Origin of the sequence: Parachlamydia acanthamoebae, from assembly GCF_000875975.1 — a bacterium.
GTDB lineage: Bacteria > Chlamydiota > Chlamydiia > Chlamydiales > Parachlamydiaceae > Parachlamydia > Parachlamydia acanthamoebae.
In genome coordinates, this window is sequence record NZ_BAWW01000002.1 from 87,970 (window position 1) to 106,749 (window position 18,780).

Sequence of the window (18,780 nt, forward strand, 5' to 3'; positions counted from 1 at the left end):
ATTTCGATTATCTCTTATCCATAATTTTTTTTGAAAGAAGAATTTTCAATAAAAGGGGCCTTAAACCCACTCTGAAATCTAAAAAAAATATTTATTTTTCTAGGTCTTTATTAATAAAAACTTTACGCTATTATTTAATCTATTAATTACTTATGCTTGATGAATTAATAATAATTGGAGGTCTAATGTTTAGATTATTAATTTCTGTTGTTTCATTGTTTTGTATTTTTCAACCATTACAGGCATCCATTAGTTGCGATCCGCAATTACGCCCAGTTCTTACAACAATCCGCCAACTTCCAGAAGCGTGTGAATTAATCAACACAGCTTTAAAAGATGGTCCGATTAGAATCGAAGTTAATAAGTCTTTAGAAGCTGATTTCGGAGCTTTTTGGGGACTAGATAATCGCACAATCTTTGTTAACTGTGGAAATCGCAAAGATGCAGGTGAGATTATTGGATCTGTTATTTTTGAATTGCACAATGCAGTTGCAACACGCGAATTAAAGCGTTTAGATAATTTGGCAGCATCAGGAAAAATTAATAAATCTTCTTATGTAAGAGAAGTGGAATATGTGGAATATTGCAATTCTTTAAAAGCTTCTGAAATCGTGACGAAAGGAATTAAACAAGGGTTTTATCCTCGAGAAGCTTATTTGCCTGTTTATTCTTCATTTGAAGAACACTTTGATGTTCAAAAGAAATATGGGCATTCTGCCTGGATAGCTAAAAATTTCGATGAAATTATGTGGGAATCTGGTCAATATAGACCAAGACACTAAATTCATCAGCTCGCGTTTAACGAGTTTAGATATGTCAATAAAAAAGGCTCACTTTCGTGAGCCTTTTTTATTTATTGTTGGTTTACTTGCTTCGAGATCTCACGCAATTCTGGATCTTTTTCATAAGAGAAGAAGTCATTGCTTTTAATTTTGGCGATGTAGGCTCTGAAATATATTCATATGCACATTTAAGGTAATTTATGGTGCTTTCGGGGAGTTTAGAATTTTTAGGTAAATAATCAATAAAAGTTTTTAAGTGTTTGCAAACTATTTCAATGTAGAAATCATCTTTTTCTAAATCCTTAAAAATTTCTAATAGAAATTCCCCTTTATCTATATTAGTTCTATTCTTATCAGAATCTAAAAATTTAAACCAAAGCGCATCAAAAATTTTGTTTGGATCAGGAAACATTGATTTTTGTCTGCAAACAGCTAAAAATGCGCTTTTCCAAACAATGTTAGCATCCTGTGCATTCAGAGGATTTTTTGCATTTTCATTTTTTTGAAAATTGATTTTTGCAAGAAAAATTTCAGAACACAAATTTAAAGTGGGTGAATTCTCAAGATTGTTGAAGCACAATTTAGTGACATGAACGAAAGCTTTTAAGAGAGGATCTAAATTGATATTTTGTTGTGATTCTTTTTGGGTAGATACTTTTTTTAAGATTTTTTCTTTTGAAGATATAATCGAAGCAAGTAACGTTTCTGTATAAGTCTCATTTACATAGAGCCCAAGGCGTTCATTTAAGCTTGCAGCAGTTGAAAAGGACATTTCACTAATTTTATTTAGTAGTTTAATTTCTAAATTATCTACTTGTCGAGATTCGAATTTATTTAAGAATACTAAGCATTCTCTAAATAAGGAAGGCGTATAATATTTAATGCAATAGTTAACAAATTCTAAGGCCGGTGCTTCTAAAAATTCTGTGTAAGTCATTCTTTTACAAATAGCATTAAGCAAATATTCTCTACCTTCTGGAGTGCCAATTTTATCTACTAATTTGAGGTCTTGTGAGATGTCCTGTGCTTGTTCTATTAATCTTTGTGTATATGCTTTTTTATTTTTGCTAATTATTTCTAAAGCATAGTCTTTATTTATTTCGAATTTTTCAAATTCTTGGAGTAAATCAATATATTCTGCGTTGCTATAATTTTCTTTTGATTTTTTGATGAATTGCAGATCTTCATCAATTTGCTTGAGTAGATTACTTAAAACCGCTTTTGTTGCTTCATCTGTAATTTCACATTCTTGTACAAATTGACGTAAGATTTCGCAACGAATTTTAAGATTTTGAGAAGTTTTCGGTGTTGAATCCGAGAGTTGGACAAACAAATTAAGTAGGATTTCGGCTGAGTCATTTTGAATTCTTGCGACATATTGAAGAAGTTGAAGCGCTTGTTCGGGATTTTTCTCTTTCCATGAGTGAATTAAATAGAGACCAATTTCTTGAACGGAGCGATTTAAAATGATGTTTGTTCCTTGAAAATATGTTAACCATTCTTGTTCTGTTTTATTACAAGACAAGACGAGTTGATGTGTATCCAAAGAAGAATTTTTGGTTTTTTTGATTATTTCTTGTGTCTCTATGAAAATAGCCAGAGAAGGTGATTGTGAAGGAGAGGAAGAAGAAATTAAAGGGGTTGCTTCATTCCCGCCTTTTAAAATATTAGAATTTATAATTTGCATAAATTTCCTTTTGTTTTTTTGTTTCAAACAGAAATTTTATCAGTTCTTTTATTAAAAACATAATTAATTGTTTTGCGGAATTATATGCAAATGAGATGGAATAGATAATAAAAATTAAAAACAGGTGTTGTTACATTTATTAAAAATGAAAATAAATGATTTTTATGTTTCGACCGAGTATCCGATCACTTTTAGCCATTCGGGTGTAGGAGGGATGAGTTTACGTTCTTTGAGATCAAAAAGGCCAATTGTAAATTCGGCTGTGCAACAAATTTCACTTTCTCGAACCATTTTTTGTAAAAGTTTGCCTATTTTCTTTTCATAGGAAACGACTGATGTTTCAATGTTAATTTTCTCTCTTAGACGAAGTTCTTTTAGAAAACGCATGGTGACTTCAAGGATAACCGGATCCTGGCCTGTTTCTTTAATTTTTTCCACGCCATAGCCATTTTGATTGCTTAAATCCCAACGAGCTTCTTCAAAAAGCGTCAAATAGGTGGCGTTATTCACATGACCATAAAGGTCAAGGTAAACTTCTTTAATCGTAATGGGGTATGTGTAAACTTGTTTTTTCATAAAATGTTTCCGATTGACAAGTAGTTTATCTCTGCATCACAATGTTTCCTCCTTATAATTCATTTAGGAAGATAAAATGAAACAAATTATTATAGTATTTGCAACTTGCCTGTTTTTTAGTTTTACAAATGTGTCTGCGGACGAATCGGATACCTGCGCATGCTCAGTTCCTCTTTCTGTTTCGTTGTTTTCGCCCATTCAAACATCTCCGAAAGAAGCTTGTGTAAAGGGTGTGAGATTAAATCTAATTTTTGGAGAAAATGCGGGGGTAACGGGATTAGATCTCGGACTGTTGAATTTTTGCCATGGAGATGTCAAAGGGCTTGAAATTGGTGCAATGAACTTTGTTCAAAAGGATTTTGCTGGAGCACAATTAGGTTTTGTCAATTTAGTCAAAGGCGATTTCTACGGTTTCCAGCGTGCGTTGTTCAATCAAGTAAAAGGAGATTTTTACGGTATTCAAGAAGGTCTTATCAATGTCGTTGGACAAAACCTACGAGGGATTGAACTTGGATGGATTAATGTCGCCCGTGAAATTCATGGCGTTCAATTTGGTTTTTTCAATTTTTCTCGCAATGTTGAAGGCTTACAATTGGGAATCGTCAATTATACAAACTCTCTTAAAGGGGTTCAGATTGGGATTTTGAATATTCAAACAAACCGACGCTATGTCAAAGTTCTCCCCATCTTAAATGTGAATTTTTAATTGATAAAATCATTTTCAAAAAAAACTATTTTTGGATAAATATACAGGGGGCGTGCAATGATAGCCCCCTTTTTTCTAAGGACCTCATCATGGACTATGTTGGAATCGATCATGTTGTATTGACAGTCAAGTCGATTGAAGCAAGTCTTCATTTTTATTGTGCCATTCTAGGTATGCAAGAAGTCACGTTTGGAAACAATCGAAAAGCAATTTTATGTGGAGCGCAAAAGTTCAATCTTCACGAGATGGGTAAGGAATTTGAACCAAAAGCTGCCCATCCTCTTCCCGGTTCATTGGATATTTGTCTGATAGTCAAAACTCCCTTAGTCGATATCATTGAGCACTTACAAAAGCATCATATTAAAATCATTGAAGGGCCTGTTGAGCGTACTGGGGCTAGAGGTAAAATCTTGTCCGTTTATATCCGTGATCCCGATTTGAATTTAGTCGAAATGTCTAATTACCTGAATTGAAATGCTTTTCAGAAAATTTTTCTATTTTCTAATATTCCTACGAATGTGTTAAAAGCTGTGTTGATTAATTTGCGACGGGAATTTTGGACATCATGCAGCGTTTTATCCATGTTTTTATTTTTATTTTTTTCCATTTGATTCAGGGCTCCTTGCCTGCTCAACAATACTCTTTTACAGACGAAGCTATTGATGTGGTCATTCCCTGTACTGCGAAAGATTTAGAAATTCTGAATTTTTGCATTGCGGGTCTCAAAGCAAACTGTGCTCAAATTCGACGTATCATTGTTGTTTCTTCGCATCCTTTAACCGATCAGGCTGAGTGGTTTGATGAAGCAAACTTTCCCTTCAATAAAGCTGAGATTGCATTTCATCTTTTAAAAGGAGATACCAATGCTTCTCAGTATTATCTACAAGATCCTGCGAGGTTGGGTTGGTATTATCAACAGATGTTGAAATACTACGCAGCGTTTGTGATTCCCGATATTTCCTCAAACATATTAATTTTGGATTCAGACACCATTTTTTTAAATCCAGTTGAGTTTTTGAGAGCCGATTTTGGAGGATTGTATAATCCTGGAACGGAATATCACAAAACTTATTTTGAGCATGCCGATCGTTTTCTTCCTGGGCTAAGACGTTTATATCCTGAACATTCAGGAATTTCCCATCACATGCTTTTTCAAGCACCTGTCTTGCAGGAATTATTCACAGCCGTTGAAAACTATCACAAAATGCCTTTATGGCAGGCTTTTTGTCGATGCGTGAGTGAGGATTATACACTTGCGTCTGGAGCATCCGAATTTGAGATCTATTTTAATTTTGTTTTCTCTAGAACGAATCAAGTCAAGTTGCGGCATTTGAAATGGAAAAATGTTTCGAATTTGAAGCATTTATCTCAGTATAAAGCACAAGGTTATCACTACGTATCTTGTCATGCATGGTCAAGAATTTAGTAAGAGTTTATTTTCATCCAATTGCAAAAATAAAATAATTTAGCTATTATTTCCTGAAAAATCACGAAGGATTGTTTATGAAATGGGTGACATTTGTTTTAATTTTTCTTTCTGCGTGTCAGTTCGCAACGGGATTTTCCGAGGATAGTCCTTTTAAGCACTATAGTATTGAGCAATTCTTAAATACAAAAAACTATGTAGGAGGAGTGATCTCCTTTGATGATTCAAAAGTGATCTTCTCAAGTGATGAAACCGGCATTTTTAATATTTACTCTAAGGACATTCAAAATCCCAAAGGGGAGTTAAAGTCCTTAACAGCATCTGATGACAGTGCTATTTTTGTCGTTTCGACCTTTCCTAAAGATGATCGATTTCTTTATACCTCTGATGGAGCCGGCAATGAGCTTAACCACATTTTTTTGTGGGAGAATGCGCAGTCTTCGCGAGATTTAACTCCTTATTCAGGAGCTAAAGCTGAGTTTATGGGATGGAGCCAGGACTTAAACAGCTTTTTCTTTTTGTCCAACCATCGAGATCCTAAATATATGGATCTGTATGAAATGGAGATAGAAGATTTTACATCAAAACTGCTCTTTAAAAATGAACAAGGGTTTGAGGTCGATTGTATTTCTCCGGATAAACGCTCTATTATTGTTCGAAAGATCATTAAAAATAACAACTATCAACTTTTTTTACATGATGTAGCGACTAAAGGGCTCAAGGCGATAATGCCTCATGCAGAGGATTTCTGTTTAATAGGTGCTGGATTTAGTCTAGATTCTAAAACCCTTTACTTTATGACAAATGAAAATGATGAGTTCTACTTTCTTTGCGCGTATGCTCTCGAATCAGGACATATTGAAATCCTGGAAAAGTATGATTGGGATATCAAATCTTGTTACTTTTCTCATTATGGGAAATATCGTGTAACGATTGTAAATGAGGATGGATGCGCTGTCTTAAAAGTCTATGATCAGGAAGCACAAAAACCCGTTCAATTTTCAGGAATGCCAGAAGGCAATATCACGCTAGCCAAGATTTCAAGCAGTGAAAAATGGATGTTATTCGGAGTGAATAATTGCGATTCACCAAATAATTTATATGTTTGTCATTTGCCTGATGGATCCATTCACCCATTTACAGATTCTTTAAGTCTCGATATCGATCAAAGAAATCTCGTAAAGGGTGAAGTTATTCGATATCCTTCTTACGATGGATTAATGATCCCGGCGCTCTATTACAAACCCAAAATCATTGAGAGAGGCCAAAAGATTCCTGCGTTAATATGGGTTCATGGTGGGCCAGGTGGGCAATCTTGTGTCGGATACAGTTCTCTCATTCAATATCTTGTTAACCATGGTTATGCTGTAATAGCTGTTAATAATCGAGGGAGCAGCGGATATGGTAAAACATTTTATGAGGCTGCAGATCGTAAACATGGTGAAGCCGATTTAGATGATTGTATCTGGGCTAAGAAATTTCTTATTTCAACAGGTTATGTCGATGCCGATAAGATTGGAATGATTGGAGGAAGCTACGGAGGCTATATGACTCTTGCCGCCCTTGCGTTTCGTCCCTCAGAGATGGCTGTTGGCGTGGATCTGTTTGGATTGTCAAATTGGATCAGCACTCTGAAAAAAATTCCCGCTTGGTGGGAATATCAAAGGGAGAGCCTCTATCAAAAAATTGGTGATCCGGAAAAAGATACGGCTTATCTTGAAAGTATTTCACCTCTCTTTCATGCAAAAAATATCACTAAACCTCTTTTGGTAATACAGGGGGCTAATGATCCCAGAGTTCTGCAAGCAGAATCTGATCAAATTGTCGAAGCTGTTAGTAAAAATGGGACGCCCTATCGCTACGAAATTTATCAAGATGAAGGGCATGGTTTTACAAAGAAACAAAATAAGATTTCCTCTTCCAAAATTATTTTAGAGTTTTTAGATGAATACTTAAAGAAATCTATTTTTGAGGAAGAAAACTCCTAAGAGTTTTCTTTGTTGTCTTTTTTGCCTGAAATTTTTGTCCACAATGGTCTGTGATCTGAAAAAAGGAGCATTGGATCAAAGTGGACTGTATCTTCCGCAAGGTTTGCTAGACTAAGTTCTTGATCATCGGGTTCAAACATATGAACTCGACCCTTTAAACTTTTGCTTACCAGTACATAATCGAGTTCCCGTTCTTGTAGCTCTTGAGCTTGTCGATTGAGCTCGGTTGGCTTATCTGTTCGATATACCTCGAGATCTTGTTTTTGCTCTAAGTGAGAAAATATATTTAGACGTTCTATTTTTTCTGAAATTTCAGGATTGAGATCCGAATTAAAGTATTCAGGATACGTATTGAAATCTCCTTGAATAATCACATTGGCATCTGGATACTTTTCTTTAAGTATTTGAAATACACATTTGGAGGGCGTTAACCACATCGAAAACCGATTCCAACTTATTTTCAGAGCTTGTGATATGATCTTTCAAATTTTCCCGTGGAAATTCAAGTTCGTAGCCAGGGATGTGGACAGAAAGAAAAATAAATGCTTCTTTCGTTTCTTTATTTTTAGCATACACTGCGACATTATCGTCTAGCTGTTGTGCATATGCAGAAAGATTAAGCGGTTTGCATTCTTCAAAGTGTTGGGTCTCAATGGCAATGGCTGTGTCAGAATTTTCAGAGGCGCGCATGATTGTATATTTGCCTTGTTGCAAAATATCCAGGACGTGCGGATTCGAAGATTGAACTTCTTGAAGGGAGATGACTGCAGGTCGATTAGGTTGAGTGATCACTTTTTGGAAAAAACTTTCGGATAATCGATTTTTAATTTTCTGAAACTGTTTTTCCAGAGGGGTAAGAAAGTCATTCACTGGTTTTTTTTCCGTTCTCTTGGGAAAAATGCTTAAAAAGAGGTTAGCTAACTTAACATAGATGGGAATTTTAAATGGTTTTGGAAGTTGGTCTTTGTGATGAGTTGATAAATGGCGATATAGTTTAGGGAATATTTCTTTAAATTGTTTGGCTCCCTCTGTTCTTGACTCTTTTCTTTAAGGCTTCATGGAGTTTTGGTTCGTGATTTTTGATTAATTCTTCGAATTTAGGATTGTTAATGCGAGCTTCAAGGATGTCTAAGCCCTTATTAAAAACCAGCTCTGCAATAAGGGGATTTTGTGGGTCAAACTGTGGACTTCTTTCTTGCTCAAGAAGATAAAAAAGTTTTTATTCAATGGCTTGTTTTTTTTGGGCTAGCCTATCCAACTCATTAGACTCAGGAGGTAAGCCTTCCATTTGCTCAATATTTTTTTGATATTCATCAGCTAGAGAGCCAACTGTATCATTTCTCGAGGTCGGGATAGTATGATGAAGAAAAGTGTAATCCCTTTGATCAGCTCCAATATTCATGCCTAAGATGTAAAAATCGGAAGAAGAGCTCATCGAACCTCCTATAGTAAGCCTTTATTATAATATTATTTAATTTTTGGATGATTTTTTTATGATTATATCAGTTAAATACAAAAAACTAACGATATCAAAAAAACATTGTGATAATTCATATTTTTATTGAGCATAAATATTTTTTGAGATTAGTATCCTGAATTTAGCCAATATGGTGGGGAAGATACATGTTTAATCAGCAATTAATGCTTTCTGATGTGGAGATTCTTTTAAGGTTATTTCTTGCCGCAATTTTGGGCGGCATGATCGGCTTAGAAAGAGAGAGGGGAAGCTGGTTTGCAGGTTTAAGAACCCATATGTTGGTGTGTATGGGCTCCACATTATTTATGATCGTTTCACAATATGGTTTTAATGGAATTTTACAAAAAGAACTTGTTGTCCTTGATCCGTCGCGTATCTCAGCTCAGGTTGCAAGTGGAATTGGATTTCTTGGAGCAGGAACAATTCTGTTTTGGAAAAATGCCATAAGAGGACTTACAACAGCTGCTAGTTTATGGGCTGTTGCAGCCGTAGGTCTTTCTATCGGGGGTGGGCTCTACCTCGCAGGGGTTGGAATGACGATCATGATCTTTATTGTCTTGGCTGGAATCAAACCCCTTGAGAAAATTTTCTTTAAGAAAAAATTTATTAGCGAAATCAGATTTGCTATTGCACCGAAAATTTCACTTATTGCTTTAGATGAGATTTTACAAAAATCGGCTTTGCGTTTAGCCAATTTGCAGGTGGAAATTTTAAAAGATAAAGAAGTGATTCATTTATTTTTTTATTCTAATTTGGGTTCTGAATCTATTGTAATTTTAGAAGCTCTAAAAAATTTACCTGGCATAGAAAAAATCGAAACCTATGAAAGCGATAAAGTCGATATACAAAGTGGTAGCAGCTCGTAAAAAATGAACTAAAATAATCAAAGGAATAAGAGATGAAAGCTATTGTTGTCAGTCAGTATGGGGATCCTGAAGTTTTAAGCTATCAAGATGCAGACATAGGTAAACCTGGAAAAGGACAGGTGCTCGTTCGATTAGCCTATGCTGGAGTTAATTTTGTGGAAATCTACCAACGAAGAGGAACGTATCCAAGAACGCTTCCATATATTCCTGGTTCTGAAGCTTCAGGAATTATTGAGGCAGTAGGAGAAGGGGTTGAAGACTTCAAAGTTGGTGATCATGTTGCTTATGTGCATCAACCTGGGGCTTACGCTGAAGCAAGTATTATTAATGCAAAAAGTTTGATTCCTTTACCCAGCAGTTTTTCTTTAGAGCAAGGTGCTGCATTCCCTTTGCAAGGCATGACAGCCCATTATCTGTTGCATGAATTTCGCAAGCCAAAGCAGGGAGACGTGGTGCTTATCCATGCAGCAGCAGGTGGAATGGGACTGCTTCTGGTTCAGTGGGCACGTCATTTAGGAGCGCGAGTCATTGGGACTGTTTCGACTGAAGAAAAGGCAAAAGCTGCCCGCCAAGCTGGAGCTACAGACGTTATTCTGTATAATGAAAAAGATTTTGCGGTAGAAACTAAACGTTTAACAGATGGTCATGGGGCCGATCTCATCATTGATGGGGTAGGAAAAACAACGTTTAAGGGAAATTTAGAGGCCGCGGCTTTGCGTGGTCATATCGTTATTTATGGGGCAGCAAGTGGTCCTGCAGAACCTATTCCCCCAAATGCACTAATGGTTCGTTCGTTGACAGTCTCAGGAGGTAGTCTTCCGAATTATTTACTTACGCGAGATGAAATGCTTCAACGAGCTCACTCAGTCATCAAAGGGATTCAAGAAGGATGGTTAAAGCTGACAATTGACAAAGTGATTCCTTTAGATCAGGTTGCGGAAGCTCATCGATTGCTGGAAAATCGTCAAACAATAGGAAAAATTGTTTTGAAGATCAAAGCATAAGTGCATCCGCGCGATGGCAAAACACATATGCAGTGAAAAAAATGAGGGATTTTCTAGCGAATATCCCCATTTGTGTGCTTTAGCTTGATAATATTTAAAAGTCTAAATTAGGTTTTTAATTAGCGGTGCTTTTTTCAGAGTAGTTGTAAAGCCATCTTAAAGAAAATGGGGCTAATAATGTCGTAATCGTAATCACGAGAATGATAGCTGCGTACACGTCGCTCTTTAAGACACCCGCATTAAGCCCGACATTCGCAAAAATCAAGCCAACTTCACCGCGGGGAATCATGGCAGTTCCAATGATAAACTGCATGATCCGTTTTTCTCCTTTGAGAAAAAACGCAGAAAATAACTTCCCGATGACTGCAACCAATACCAAAGAACCGGTTAATGCCCAAATGTACATGGACTGCCAGTTTACAGCTTTAAGGTCTAAAGATAGACCGATTGCCACAAAGAAAATGGGGGTGAATAAATGCACAATAGGTCTCATCTGCTTTTCAACGCGATGACTAAATTCTTTAGACTCGTGTAAAAACGCAGCAAATGGGAAAAAAAATTGTCTAGACAAGGCTAGTCCAGCTGCAAATCCGCCAAGAAGCTCTGGAGCTCCTAAATAATGAGCTGTCCAAGCAAATAAGAGGATGAGAGAAACGATTGTTGTAGGTAAAAGACCCGGAATGTCACTTTTTTCATCCCACTTTCTGATAATTTGTGAAACGGCTTTAGCCAATATGGGGGAGATAAAGAAAAAGAGGATAATGAAGAGTAAGACCTTCCCTGTGCTCAGTAAGTTGATTTCTCCACTGACTGAAAATTCATAAAGCATCGCGAGCAAAACGATTCCGATGATATCATCAAGAACAGCAGCTCCGATGATGATCTGGGCTTCCTGGCTATTTTGCTTTTTTAAGTCTCGCAGAACTCTCAAAGTAATCCCGATACTCGTAGCTGTAAGAGTGCTAGCAATGAAGAGACTCGCCAAAAGGGAGAAAGCGAATGAGTAGTAGCTAATTAAAAAGCCCAGTATAAAAGGTAAAACGACACCTCCCACAGCAACAATGAGGGCTTTTACGCCTGCTGAAGATAAATGACCGATATCAGTTTCAATGCCAACTTCAAAAAGAAGCAGGATTATACCGATCTGAGCCAAGAGGTGAATAGGATTGCTGATCTCAATTAATCCCAAAACACTTGGACCGATGATAATACCGGCGACTAATTCGCCAATGACTGAAGGAATCTGAAAGTAGGCTGCAACCTCACCAAACAACCGAGCTGAAAACAAGATTAAAACAAGCTGAATTAAGAATGTGTGTGCTTCCATATGCCACTTTATGTTCATTTATTTTAGTGGAAAAATCTAGCACAAATCCTACGTTCTCACTAGGTTGCCACTTAGACACAAGTAAACAGATTTTTTCTCAAAAAGCAATGAAAAAGGTTCTAAAGGCTAAAAGTGACTAATTCCTAAAGGTATCACGATAATGAAAAGCTAATCTTTGTTCGAAAAAAATAAAAAAAATTGGCTAAAACCTTTTTTACAACAATTTGGCATCTTAACTTAGAGATGCAAAATGTTCATATGAAATACCAAGAACATTCTTTTCTTAAATAGGAGATGGCTTCCGATCTGCTTCAAAATGAGTTGAAGCAGATGTAACATTTTTAAAGAGGTACAAGTGACGCAAACTATTTCTGCAAAAGTTTGCATTCATCAAAAACGAGAAATAAAAAATGTTTTGAAATTGGCTATTGGATATTGCAACGTTAATTACTAAAATTTTAACAAGTGTTGCTTTTGATTTTATGAGATGTGACCGAGTTGAAATTGGCTGCAATAAAGCTAATGTCAAAAGTAAAAAAGTCATCGAAAAGTGCCAATTTATTTTGGAGGGAGAGATTCGAAATTATTTCACTAATCCAACTTCTGAAATGTTAAATAATAGGTATTCTTCAGAAAGGACGTTTTTATTATATGGATTAGTAGTTGAAGATTTATCTGAATTATCTCGGTATCTTGAAATTAAAAAACATATAAAAATTGTTTGTTAGATAATTTGTTCTTAATATTTTTTCTGCCTTAATGTATAATAAATTAATTTATGTATTTTACTATGGGTAGAAAATGTTTCCTATTTCATGTTTAAGCCATTTTAATAAATGGTCAATTGAACTTAACTTGGTTTCCAATAAAGGTTGGGTCTATACCGAAAATGGAGTTGTTCCAAGTTCTGACAAACCCGCTTTATCAAAAGGCGAAATTCTAGAAAAATATTTATGTATTCTTCAGAAAGCTCCCATTTATAGTGTTGATGAGCAAGCCAGAAAAAAATTCACAACGGCTATAGTGGAATATGTTGATTCAGATAAGGACAAAGAAGCCTATCGAACCATGAAAAAAATTCAAGCTCTGATTGAAAAAAAAGAGCGATCCATAAGCAGGGATTTTTTTGGAAATGAGGCAAAAGCTTTAAATGTCATTCTTGATAAAAAGTTAGAGAACATTCAAGAAGCTGAATACTTTTTGCTATATGAACTTTTGAATAGAATCGCGAATAAGCGTTTATATGCACGTAGCTTTTATCAGATAGCGGCTATTTCTGAAAAAATTAACGAATTAATGAAAAAGAGCCCTACCAATCTTAAACTGATATTAATTGGTGATTCAAATGTAAAAATTGATCTATATATAAATGAACATTTGTTATCGATTGAAGATTATTCTTTTTTCCTTTTTCTTCAATTTTGCTTCCATAATCCTAAAAGGGAAAAAAATGATGAGTTATTTAAAGAAGTCATTCAAAAGAAGGCAGAATCATCTGATCACAATTTTAAACATTATTTACATGCCTTCTTGTCCATTTGCATCATTCAGGAATTAATGGGTAAAAGAGCTGAAGTGATCGATGATATGAACGATCTTAATGAACAGATAACTGCATTTTTTGAAAATTCCAAAATTGAAGAACAGGTTCTGAGGGAATATTTAAAATTATTTGATTGGGATGCAAACACTTTTAAAGTGGATGATATCGTCTTTGATCTTTTTGGAAATCAAAAATTCGGAAGGATGGCTAAAGAAATCTTCGAGTGTGCCAAACCAATTGCACCTGTACTAGATCAATGGTACACAGCGATGTATGAAAAAACTGTGCAATATCAAAAAATACATCCAAATTTGCCTTTGCCTGTTGTATGTGCTGAGACATTTGTTTCTAGCAAAGATTTTATTAGCCAAAATGACCTTAATTATTCACTTTTATCAAAAATTCAGAAATGGGAAGCAGATGCTCAAAGATCTTTTCAAAAGCCAAAATCTCCTTCCAAACAATCTGCTTCCACGGCAAAGCCTCCTCAAAAAAAGAAAAAGAAAAAGTTAAGGCAAACTTCTTTTGTTGTTCCAGAACATGAAGAGACTCAAGAATTTGAAGTTTCTGGTACAAGCTCAAAAATGTTTAAAGAAAAATCCACGGAGATTACTGCCCCTGCTCCTGTTATTTCGGAAAAATCAATCCGTCAGCAATTGGAAGAATCCTCCTCTTTTCGTGTTGCTTCCCGTGTGACAGATTGGTTTGATCAGACAAAAAGTCACCCGATTCTCAATGAGGAAAGTCTTATCGTTCATAATTTTGCTTGGGCTGCTAATGAAGTGTTATGGTTATTTGGCATGCGCTATCCGCGAGAAAAAGCTCCTCAAATCTATGAACCCGCTATCGCCTTGCTTTGCCAGGTTGAACATGGCTTGTTTTCAAGGGCGCAAACTTTTCGAGCTACAGTAACGTTTGAGCACAAGATCGAAAAGGAAAACGTTTTCAATCCTTCTTTTAAGTATGATCCAGCATGGATTTCTTACCATAGAGCTCTCACAAGACGTCCTCAAGAACAGGAAATGGTTGAGGAATTCATTGCAAATGCAAGAGATCAGTTCATTGAATTTCCTGTGCTACCATCTCAACGCTTTCACGTTGAATTACCTTCAGGAGTACTGAAAAAGATCTTTCCTGATGGAAGTTATATCGAGTCTGTAACTGGATCGATTGTAACGATTCGCGATCCTAAAAATGATGTTGGTCAAAAGAAATGCCGGATACACTTTTTTATTGTACGATAGGTTTTCAAATTTTTTTCGATAGCTTTAGATATAGCGACAGAGGTGAGATTTTATTTGCAGGCCAAAGAAATGCGTATTGTAAGATAGGCAGAGATTAAGGTCTTTCCAAGTGCAAGAAGGGGGATTTCACAATTTTTTATAAACGCTTAAACCCGCTTTAACAGCCGCAAAAGTACCAGCTACCAGTGGAGCTAATGTACATACAGACGTCATTAAACTCATGCCGAATATTTTGAAAGCCGTCGACTCAACAGCTTTTGTTGGCCCGAAAATGATTAGATTTGTTCCAGTGACGATTGCTTGTACTGTAAAGGCTGTTATTCCAGCGTAAGAGAAAGAAGTTACTGCGCTCGCTAAACCAACAAATGAACCAGCAGCTATGGCTGCTGTGATTTTAATTGTTTCAGATGCAATTTTTCTTACGGTTTTCCAGTTGCTTGTTTGAATAAAGGGCGTTGGTGCGTGGACTAGAGTGGCATCATACATAAACTTTCCCCTAAATTTAAATAATCATAGGCATTTAAGCTAATTCTTAGCTGCATTTGTTGATCGAGTCAAGCAAAAATACGTTTCCAGATAAAGCACAGGGATCAAATTTTATTGCAGACCATAGTGAAAAAGTTTATGAAATATAGAGAACAAAAAAAACTTTTCACTATCTCAACTGCAAGAAAAAAAATGTTAAAAAGAATTATAAACTTCTTTACCAACTTTAAATGCCACAACAGAGCCTAACACCAGTGGTACTGTATATGCAGTAGTCATTAAGCCCCCTATAATGGTATTATAGGCTATTGAGTGTATAGCTGTTGCAGGACCTGCGAGCATTAGATTTGATCCATTTGTTATAAAAAAAGTGGCTATTCCGCAGCCGTAAAGTGAGCCTGCTGCACTCCCTATACCAGCAAATGAACCAGCAGCTACAGCTATTATGACTTTGATTGTTTCAGTCGCAGTCCTTCTCACTGTTTCCCAACCACTTGTTCGATTAATGGGGGCTGGTGCATGAACTAATGTTACATCGTACATGAATTCTCTCCTAAAATTTAAATTATTTTTGATGTTTGAGCTCATTCTTAGCTGCATTTGTTGATCGAGTCAAGCAAAAATACGTTTCCAGATAAAGTAGAAGGATCAAATTTTTATTGTGGGACCATAAATGAGAAAGCTCATAAAATGAATAACAAATATTTTTTTAGTTGTTTTCAATAGACAAAGTTAATGAAAGAAAGTTATTACCCCAAACTGAAAGAGTTGGAGCTTTGAATTTGCCTTATGGCAAACTTTGTGTGGTAGATGGAAAAGCTGAAACTTTTATCATTAGTAACAATGTTGGCAGAATATATCATTGCGTTAAGTTCTCAAAAAATAAAGTTTTTTTTAGAAGTTGATCTGACGTTGCCCAATTGAAATACTATTATTATATGCAAGCTCAATTGGGGGGCCAAGTATTTCAATGCATCTGTCCTCTCATGCTCCCACTAGGATTGCTTTGCATCCAATTTTCGGATCTTTCCATTTCGCGGAGTTGAGGAGGGATTTCATCGGCATGCACAGCTTCAGCTGTTGTATGAGGTGGATGTTGATACCAATCCGGAACTAAATAGCTTGTGAGATGGTTTCTTACTTTAAAGATTGTGAACATACCACCCATTTCAATTACGCCAAAAGGACCTGGATTTCCTATCGGTGAGATATTAGCGGGAGACTTCATGTGATGAGCGCCTTGCATCTCAAACATCTCTCCCATGCCATTAATGTTCATGAGCCCCATAAAATCTGGGAAAAATTTTCGAATACGTTCTTCAATTCCTCGTTTATTAATTCCAGTTAAATTTGGAAGGTCATGCTGCATCTGATTCATGATGTGATGAGATTTGTGACAGTGAAAGGCCCAATCTCCAGGATTGTCGGCAATAAATTCTATATCTCGTGTTTCTCCGGGGGCTACGTTAACAGTATTTTCAGTGTACTGAGCGGAGAGGGGCAATCTTTTAGCTCCTTTTCTTGTGACTGTAAATTCATGTCCATGCAGGTGAATGGGATGACTATTCATCATGACATTTGCTAGGCGAATTCGCACTCGATCTCCAGTTTTTACCACCAAAGATTCAGTCATTGGATAAAGCACACTATTGAAGGTAAAAATGTTAAAATCTAGCATTTCAAAAGGAATAGGAGTCATTGTTCCCATTGGAATCCGCCATTCGTGTAAAAAAATAGCAAAATCGCGATCGACAGAAGGTTCTTCCTGTACTTTTGGATGGATAATAAAAAATCCCATCATACCAAGAGCGATTTGAGTCATCTCATCATAATGGGGATGGTACATAAAGGTTCCATTTTGTATGAGTGTGAACTCATATTTGAAAGTTTGGCCAGGCTGAATTGCGTTTTGGTTGAGTCCTGTCACCCCATCCATTCCATTTGGAAGGATAATGCCATGCCAATGGACTGTTGTAGGTTCATTAAGCCTATTCGTTACATAAATTCGAACTTTTTCTCCTTCTGTAGCTTCGATGGTAGGGCCTGGGCTTGATCCATTATATCCCCAGCAGTTAACCCAAAATCCCGGAGCAAATTCTCTGCGTATGGGTTCGGCGATCAAATGAAAAACTTTGACATCTCCATCCATTATCCAAGGTAAAGTGGCGACATTGGGTGTGATAACAGACTGAGCGCATAATGAATGAATGAACAGGAAAGTGAAAAAAATGAGATGGGTTTTCATTTGGTATCACCGCAGTTCGAAATTTTGTAGAGTTTGCCCCCTAAAGCTCTATCAAGCTGAACTCTTGCCATCCAATAATTGCGTAATGCGAGGATGTAGTGGCGAAATGCGAGTATTTGTTGTCGTTTATTTTCTAGGAGGCGATCAATGCCAAGCCCCATAACGTTATAGAGTTCTTCTGAAGAGACTAGGATTTGATTTTGTGTGGGGATTATCCGATTTCTGTAATCTTCAATAATTTTTAAGTTATTGAAGATTAGTTTATGTGCTTCGCGGACTTCAGATAGAATCTGAATTTCTAAGCTAGCTAATCTGTCTTGGGCCTGTCGCAATTCTGCTTGAAGACGCATCCGTGCCGCTTGTCCATAATTGAATAAGGGGATTTCCCCCGAGAAAGCCGGGCCAAGTGTATCTAGACCGTCAGGATCCCTTTCACCACAAATTCCGATTCGACCGTTTGTATACACCCACCATTGTTTAATGCCTAATTTTTGGCATAAGCGCAGAACTTCAAAGCGGGCCATTTGTAGATCCAGCCTTTCACTAAAAGCTGTGCTTTCCAATTGTCCAATTGGATAGCCTTTACAATTGATAGGGGGAGGATCAGTAGATATGGTCCATTGCGGTTCTTCAAAAAAACCGAGCAATCGATTTAATTTCTCCCTTAATCGAATGACTTCGTTCTGAACCCTGGCAAATTCTAGCTTTGATTCTAAGAAATGATTTTGTATGAGTTGGAAATCAAGACGATTAATATTATAAACATTTCTCTGACGGAGGGTAATTTCATTTTGAATGGACAGCAATTCAACAATCAATAAAGTATACTTGAGATCCTGTTGAAAGGCTTGCAACTCGTAATAGGTTTGTTCCACATCAAAAGCTAAATCTAAAATGTCGTTAGTCACTCTTAACGTAGTTTGTTCGAGCTCGACTTTTGCTACCTTTACTCGCAGGGGAATGAGAAAGAGATCGATAAAGCTCGCTGTGACGGAATATTCAATATCTGGCACAAATTTTCTTTTATCAGGATAGCGGACGAAAAGATCAAAAAAGGGGTTAGAAAATAATCCTGCTTCTATTAGGTCTGCAGTCGAAATGCCAATTTCTTCAAACGTTGCCTGGATGTTAGGATTATTGAACAAAGCTATTTGTACAGCTACATCAACGGTTAATTCTTCCTGGAGAAGCTTCTGAATGTTTTCTTCAATTTGACTGGCATGATCCCTTTTGTGATTCCAAGTCACAATTTTATCGAGACGTCTTTCGAGTGCAGATGAAACAAACACATCATCTGATCGTTGTATTTTTTGGCAGCCAAAAACGAGGCATAAAATGGCTATAGGAATAAGATTGCAACAAAAGCTTGCCACTCAGATTAACTCCATGCGTTTCTGTTTATGGGGTAATCCATACAAAGAGA

General features: G+C 36.5%; 18 protein-coding genes. 8 read left to right on the forward strand and 10 right to left on the reverse strand.

Annotated elements, in window-relative coordinates; all coding sequences use genetic code 11:
• The first annotated feature begins 185 nt into the window (after positions 1 to 185).
• Entirely contained in the window at positions 186 to 782 is a 597-nt protein-coding gene (locus AOM43_RS00590) for a hypothetical protein (RefSeq protein WP_006341936.1), read from the forward strand.
• Positions 783 to 864: 82 nt separating this feature from the next.
• Here the strand turns inward: AOM43_RS00590 and AOM43_RS00595 are convergent, their stop codons facing one another.
• Both AOM43_RS00595 and AOM43_RS00600 read right to left on the reverse strand, forming a co-directional pair.
• Positions 865 to 2,469, reverse strand: coding sequence for a hypothetical protein (locus tag AOM43_RS00595; protein WP_059358644.1), 1,605 nt, complete (start codon positions 2,467 to 2,469; stop codon positions 865 to 867).
• 162 nt (positions 2,470 to 2,631) lie between these two features.
• Complete coding sequence (locus tag AOM43_RS00600; protein ID WP_059358645.1) at positions 2,632 to 3,045, reverse strand: acyl-CoA thioesterase; 414 nt, start codon at positions 3,043 to 3,045, stop codon at positions 2,632 to 2,634.
• A 76-nt stretch (positions 3,046 to 3,121) separates the two neighbouring features.
• On the opposite strand from AOM43_RS00600, the gene AOM43_RS00605 reads away from it, so the two are divergent.
• From AOM43_RS00605 to AOM43_RS00620, 4 genes are all read left to right on the forward strand, one after another.
• The gene (locus AOM43_RS00605) at positions 3,122 to 3,751 is read left to right on the forward strand and encodes an LA_2272 family surface repeat-containing protein (RefSeq protein ID WP_013925044.1); all 630 of its coding nucleotides are present in this window, start codon (positions 3,122 to 3,124) and stop codon (positions 3,749 to 3,751) included.
• Positions 3,752 to 3,840: 89 nt separating this feature from the next.
• Positions 3,841 to 4,224, forward strand: coding sequence for a VOC family protein (locus tag AOM43_RS00610; protein ID WP_059358646.1), 384 nt, complete (start codon positions 3,841 to 3,843; stop codon positions 4,222 to 4,224).
• Between the two features lie 92 nt (positions 4,225 to 4,316).
• Entirely contained in the window at positions 4,317 to 5,177 is an 861-nt protein-coding gene (locus AOM43_RS00615; RefSeq protein WP_059358647.1) for a DUF6492 family protein, read from the forward strand.
• A 77-nt stretch (positions 5,178 to 5,254) separates the two neighbouring features.
• Complete coding sequence (locus tag AOM43_RS00620) at positions 5,255 to 7,165, forward strand: alpha/beta hydrolase family protein (RefSeq protein WP_059358648.1); 1,911 nt, start codon at positions 5,255 to 5,257, stop codon at positions 7,163 to 7,165.
• Here the strand turns inward: AOM43_RS00620 and AOM43_RS00625 are convergent.
• From AOM43_RS00625 to AOM43_RS00635, 3 genes are all read right to left on the reverse strand, one after another.
• Entirely contained in the window at positions 7,162 to 7,602 is a 441-nt protein-coding gene (locus AOM43_RS00625; RefSeq protein ID WP_059358649.1) for an exonuclease/endonuclease/phosphatase family protein, read from the reverse strand. The genes AOM43_RS00620 and AOM43_RS00625 overlap by 4 nt on opposite strands.
• A complete protein-coding gene (locus AOM43_RS00630; protein WP_059358650.1) occupies positions 7,562 to 8,035 on the reverse strand; it encodes a hypothetical protein in 474 nt (157 codons plus the stop codon). The genes AOM43_RS00625 and AOM43_RS00630 overlap by 41 nt, the downstream gene beginning before the upstream one ends.
• Positions 8,036 to 8,384: 349 nt before the next feature.
• On the reverse strand, positions 8,385 to 8,600 hold the full coding sequence (locus tag AOM43_RS00635; RefSeq protein ID WP_059358651.1) for a hypothetical protein: 216 nt from the start codon (positions 8,598 to 8,600) through the stop codon (positions 8,385 to 8,387).
• A gap of 188 nt (positions 8,601 to 8,788) precedes the next feature.
• On the opposite strand from AOM43_RS00635, the gene AOM43_RS00640 reads away from it, so the two are divergent.
• Positions 8,789 to 9,508 (forward strand): MgtC/SapB family protein, encoded by a 720-nt coding sequence (locus AOM43_RS00640; RefSeq protein WP_059358652.1) that lies wholly within the window; start codon positions 8,789 to 8,791, stop codon positions 9,506 to 9,508.
• Between the two features lie 32 nt (positions 9,509 to 9,540).
• On the forward strand, positions 9,541 to 10,512 hold the full coding sequence (locus AOM43_RS00645) for a quinone oxidoreductase family protein (protein WP_059358653.1): 972 nt from the start codon (positions 9,541 to 9,543) through the stop codon (positions 10,510 to 10,512).
• 115 nt (positions 10,513 to 10,627) lie between these two features.
• Here the strand turns inward: AOM43_RS00645 and AOM43_RS00650 are convergent, their stop codons facing one another.
• Positions 10,628 to 11,839: a cation:proton antiporter gene (locus tag AOM43_RS00650; RefSeq protein WP_006341923.1), complete on the reverse strand. Its 1,212-nt coding sequence runs from the start codon at positions 11,837 to 11,839 to the stop codon at positions 10,628 to 10,630.
• 801 nt (positions 11,840 to 12,640) lie between these two features.
• Between AOM43_RS00650 and AOM43_RS00660 the strand changes: the two genes are divergently transcribed.
• Positions 12,641 to 14,626 (forward strand): hypothetical protein, encoded by a 1,986-nt coding sequence (locus AOM43_RS00660; protein ID WP_059358654.1) that lies wholly within the window; start codon positions 12,641 to 12,643, stop codon positions 14,624 to 14,626.
• 126 nt (positions 14,627 to 14,752) lie between these two features.
• Here the strand turns inward: AOM43_RS00660 and AOM43_RS00665 are convergent, their stop codons facing one another.
• The 4 genes from AOM43_RS00665 to AOM43_RS00680 form a co-directional block, all read right to left on the reverse strand.
• Entirely contained in the window at positions 14,753 to 15,112 is a 360-nt protein-coding gene (locus AOM43_RS00665; protein WP_006341919.1) for a hypothetical protein, read from the reverse strand.
• A 195-nt stretch (positions 15,113 to 15,307) separates the two neighbouring features.
• A complete protein-coding gene (locus AOM43_RS00670; protein WP_226987339.1) occupies positions 15,308 to 15,700 on the reverse strand; it encodes a hypothetical protein in 393 nt (130 codons plus the stop codon).
• 379 nt (positions 15,701 to 16,079) lie between these two features.
• Positions 16,080 to 17,357: a multicopper oxidase family protein gene (locus tag AOM43_RS00675; protein WP_059358656.1), complete on the reverse strand. Its 1,278-nt coding sequence runs from the start codon at positions 17,355 to 17,357 to the stop codon at positions 16,080 to 16,082.
• Entirely contained in the window at positions 17,354 to 18,730 is a 1,377-nt protein-coding gene (locus AOM43_RS00680; RefSeq protein ID WP_013925034.1) for a TolC family protein, read from the reverse strand. Before AOM43_RS00680 ends, AOM43_RS00675 begins: the two co-directional genes overlap by 4 nt.
• Between the last annotated feature and the right edge of the window lie 50 nt (positions 18,731 to 18,780).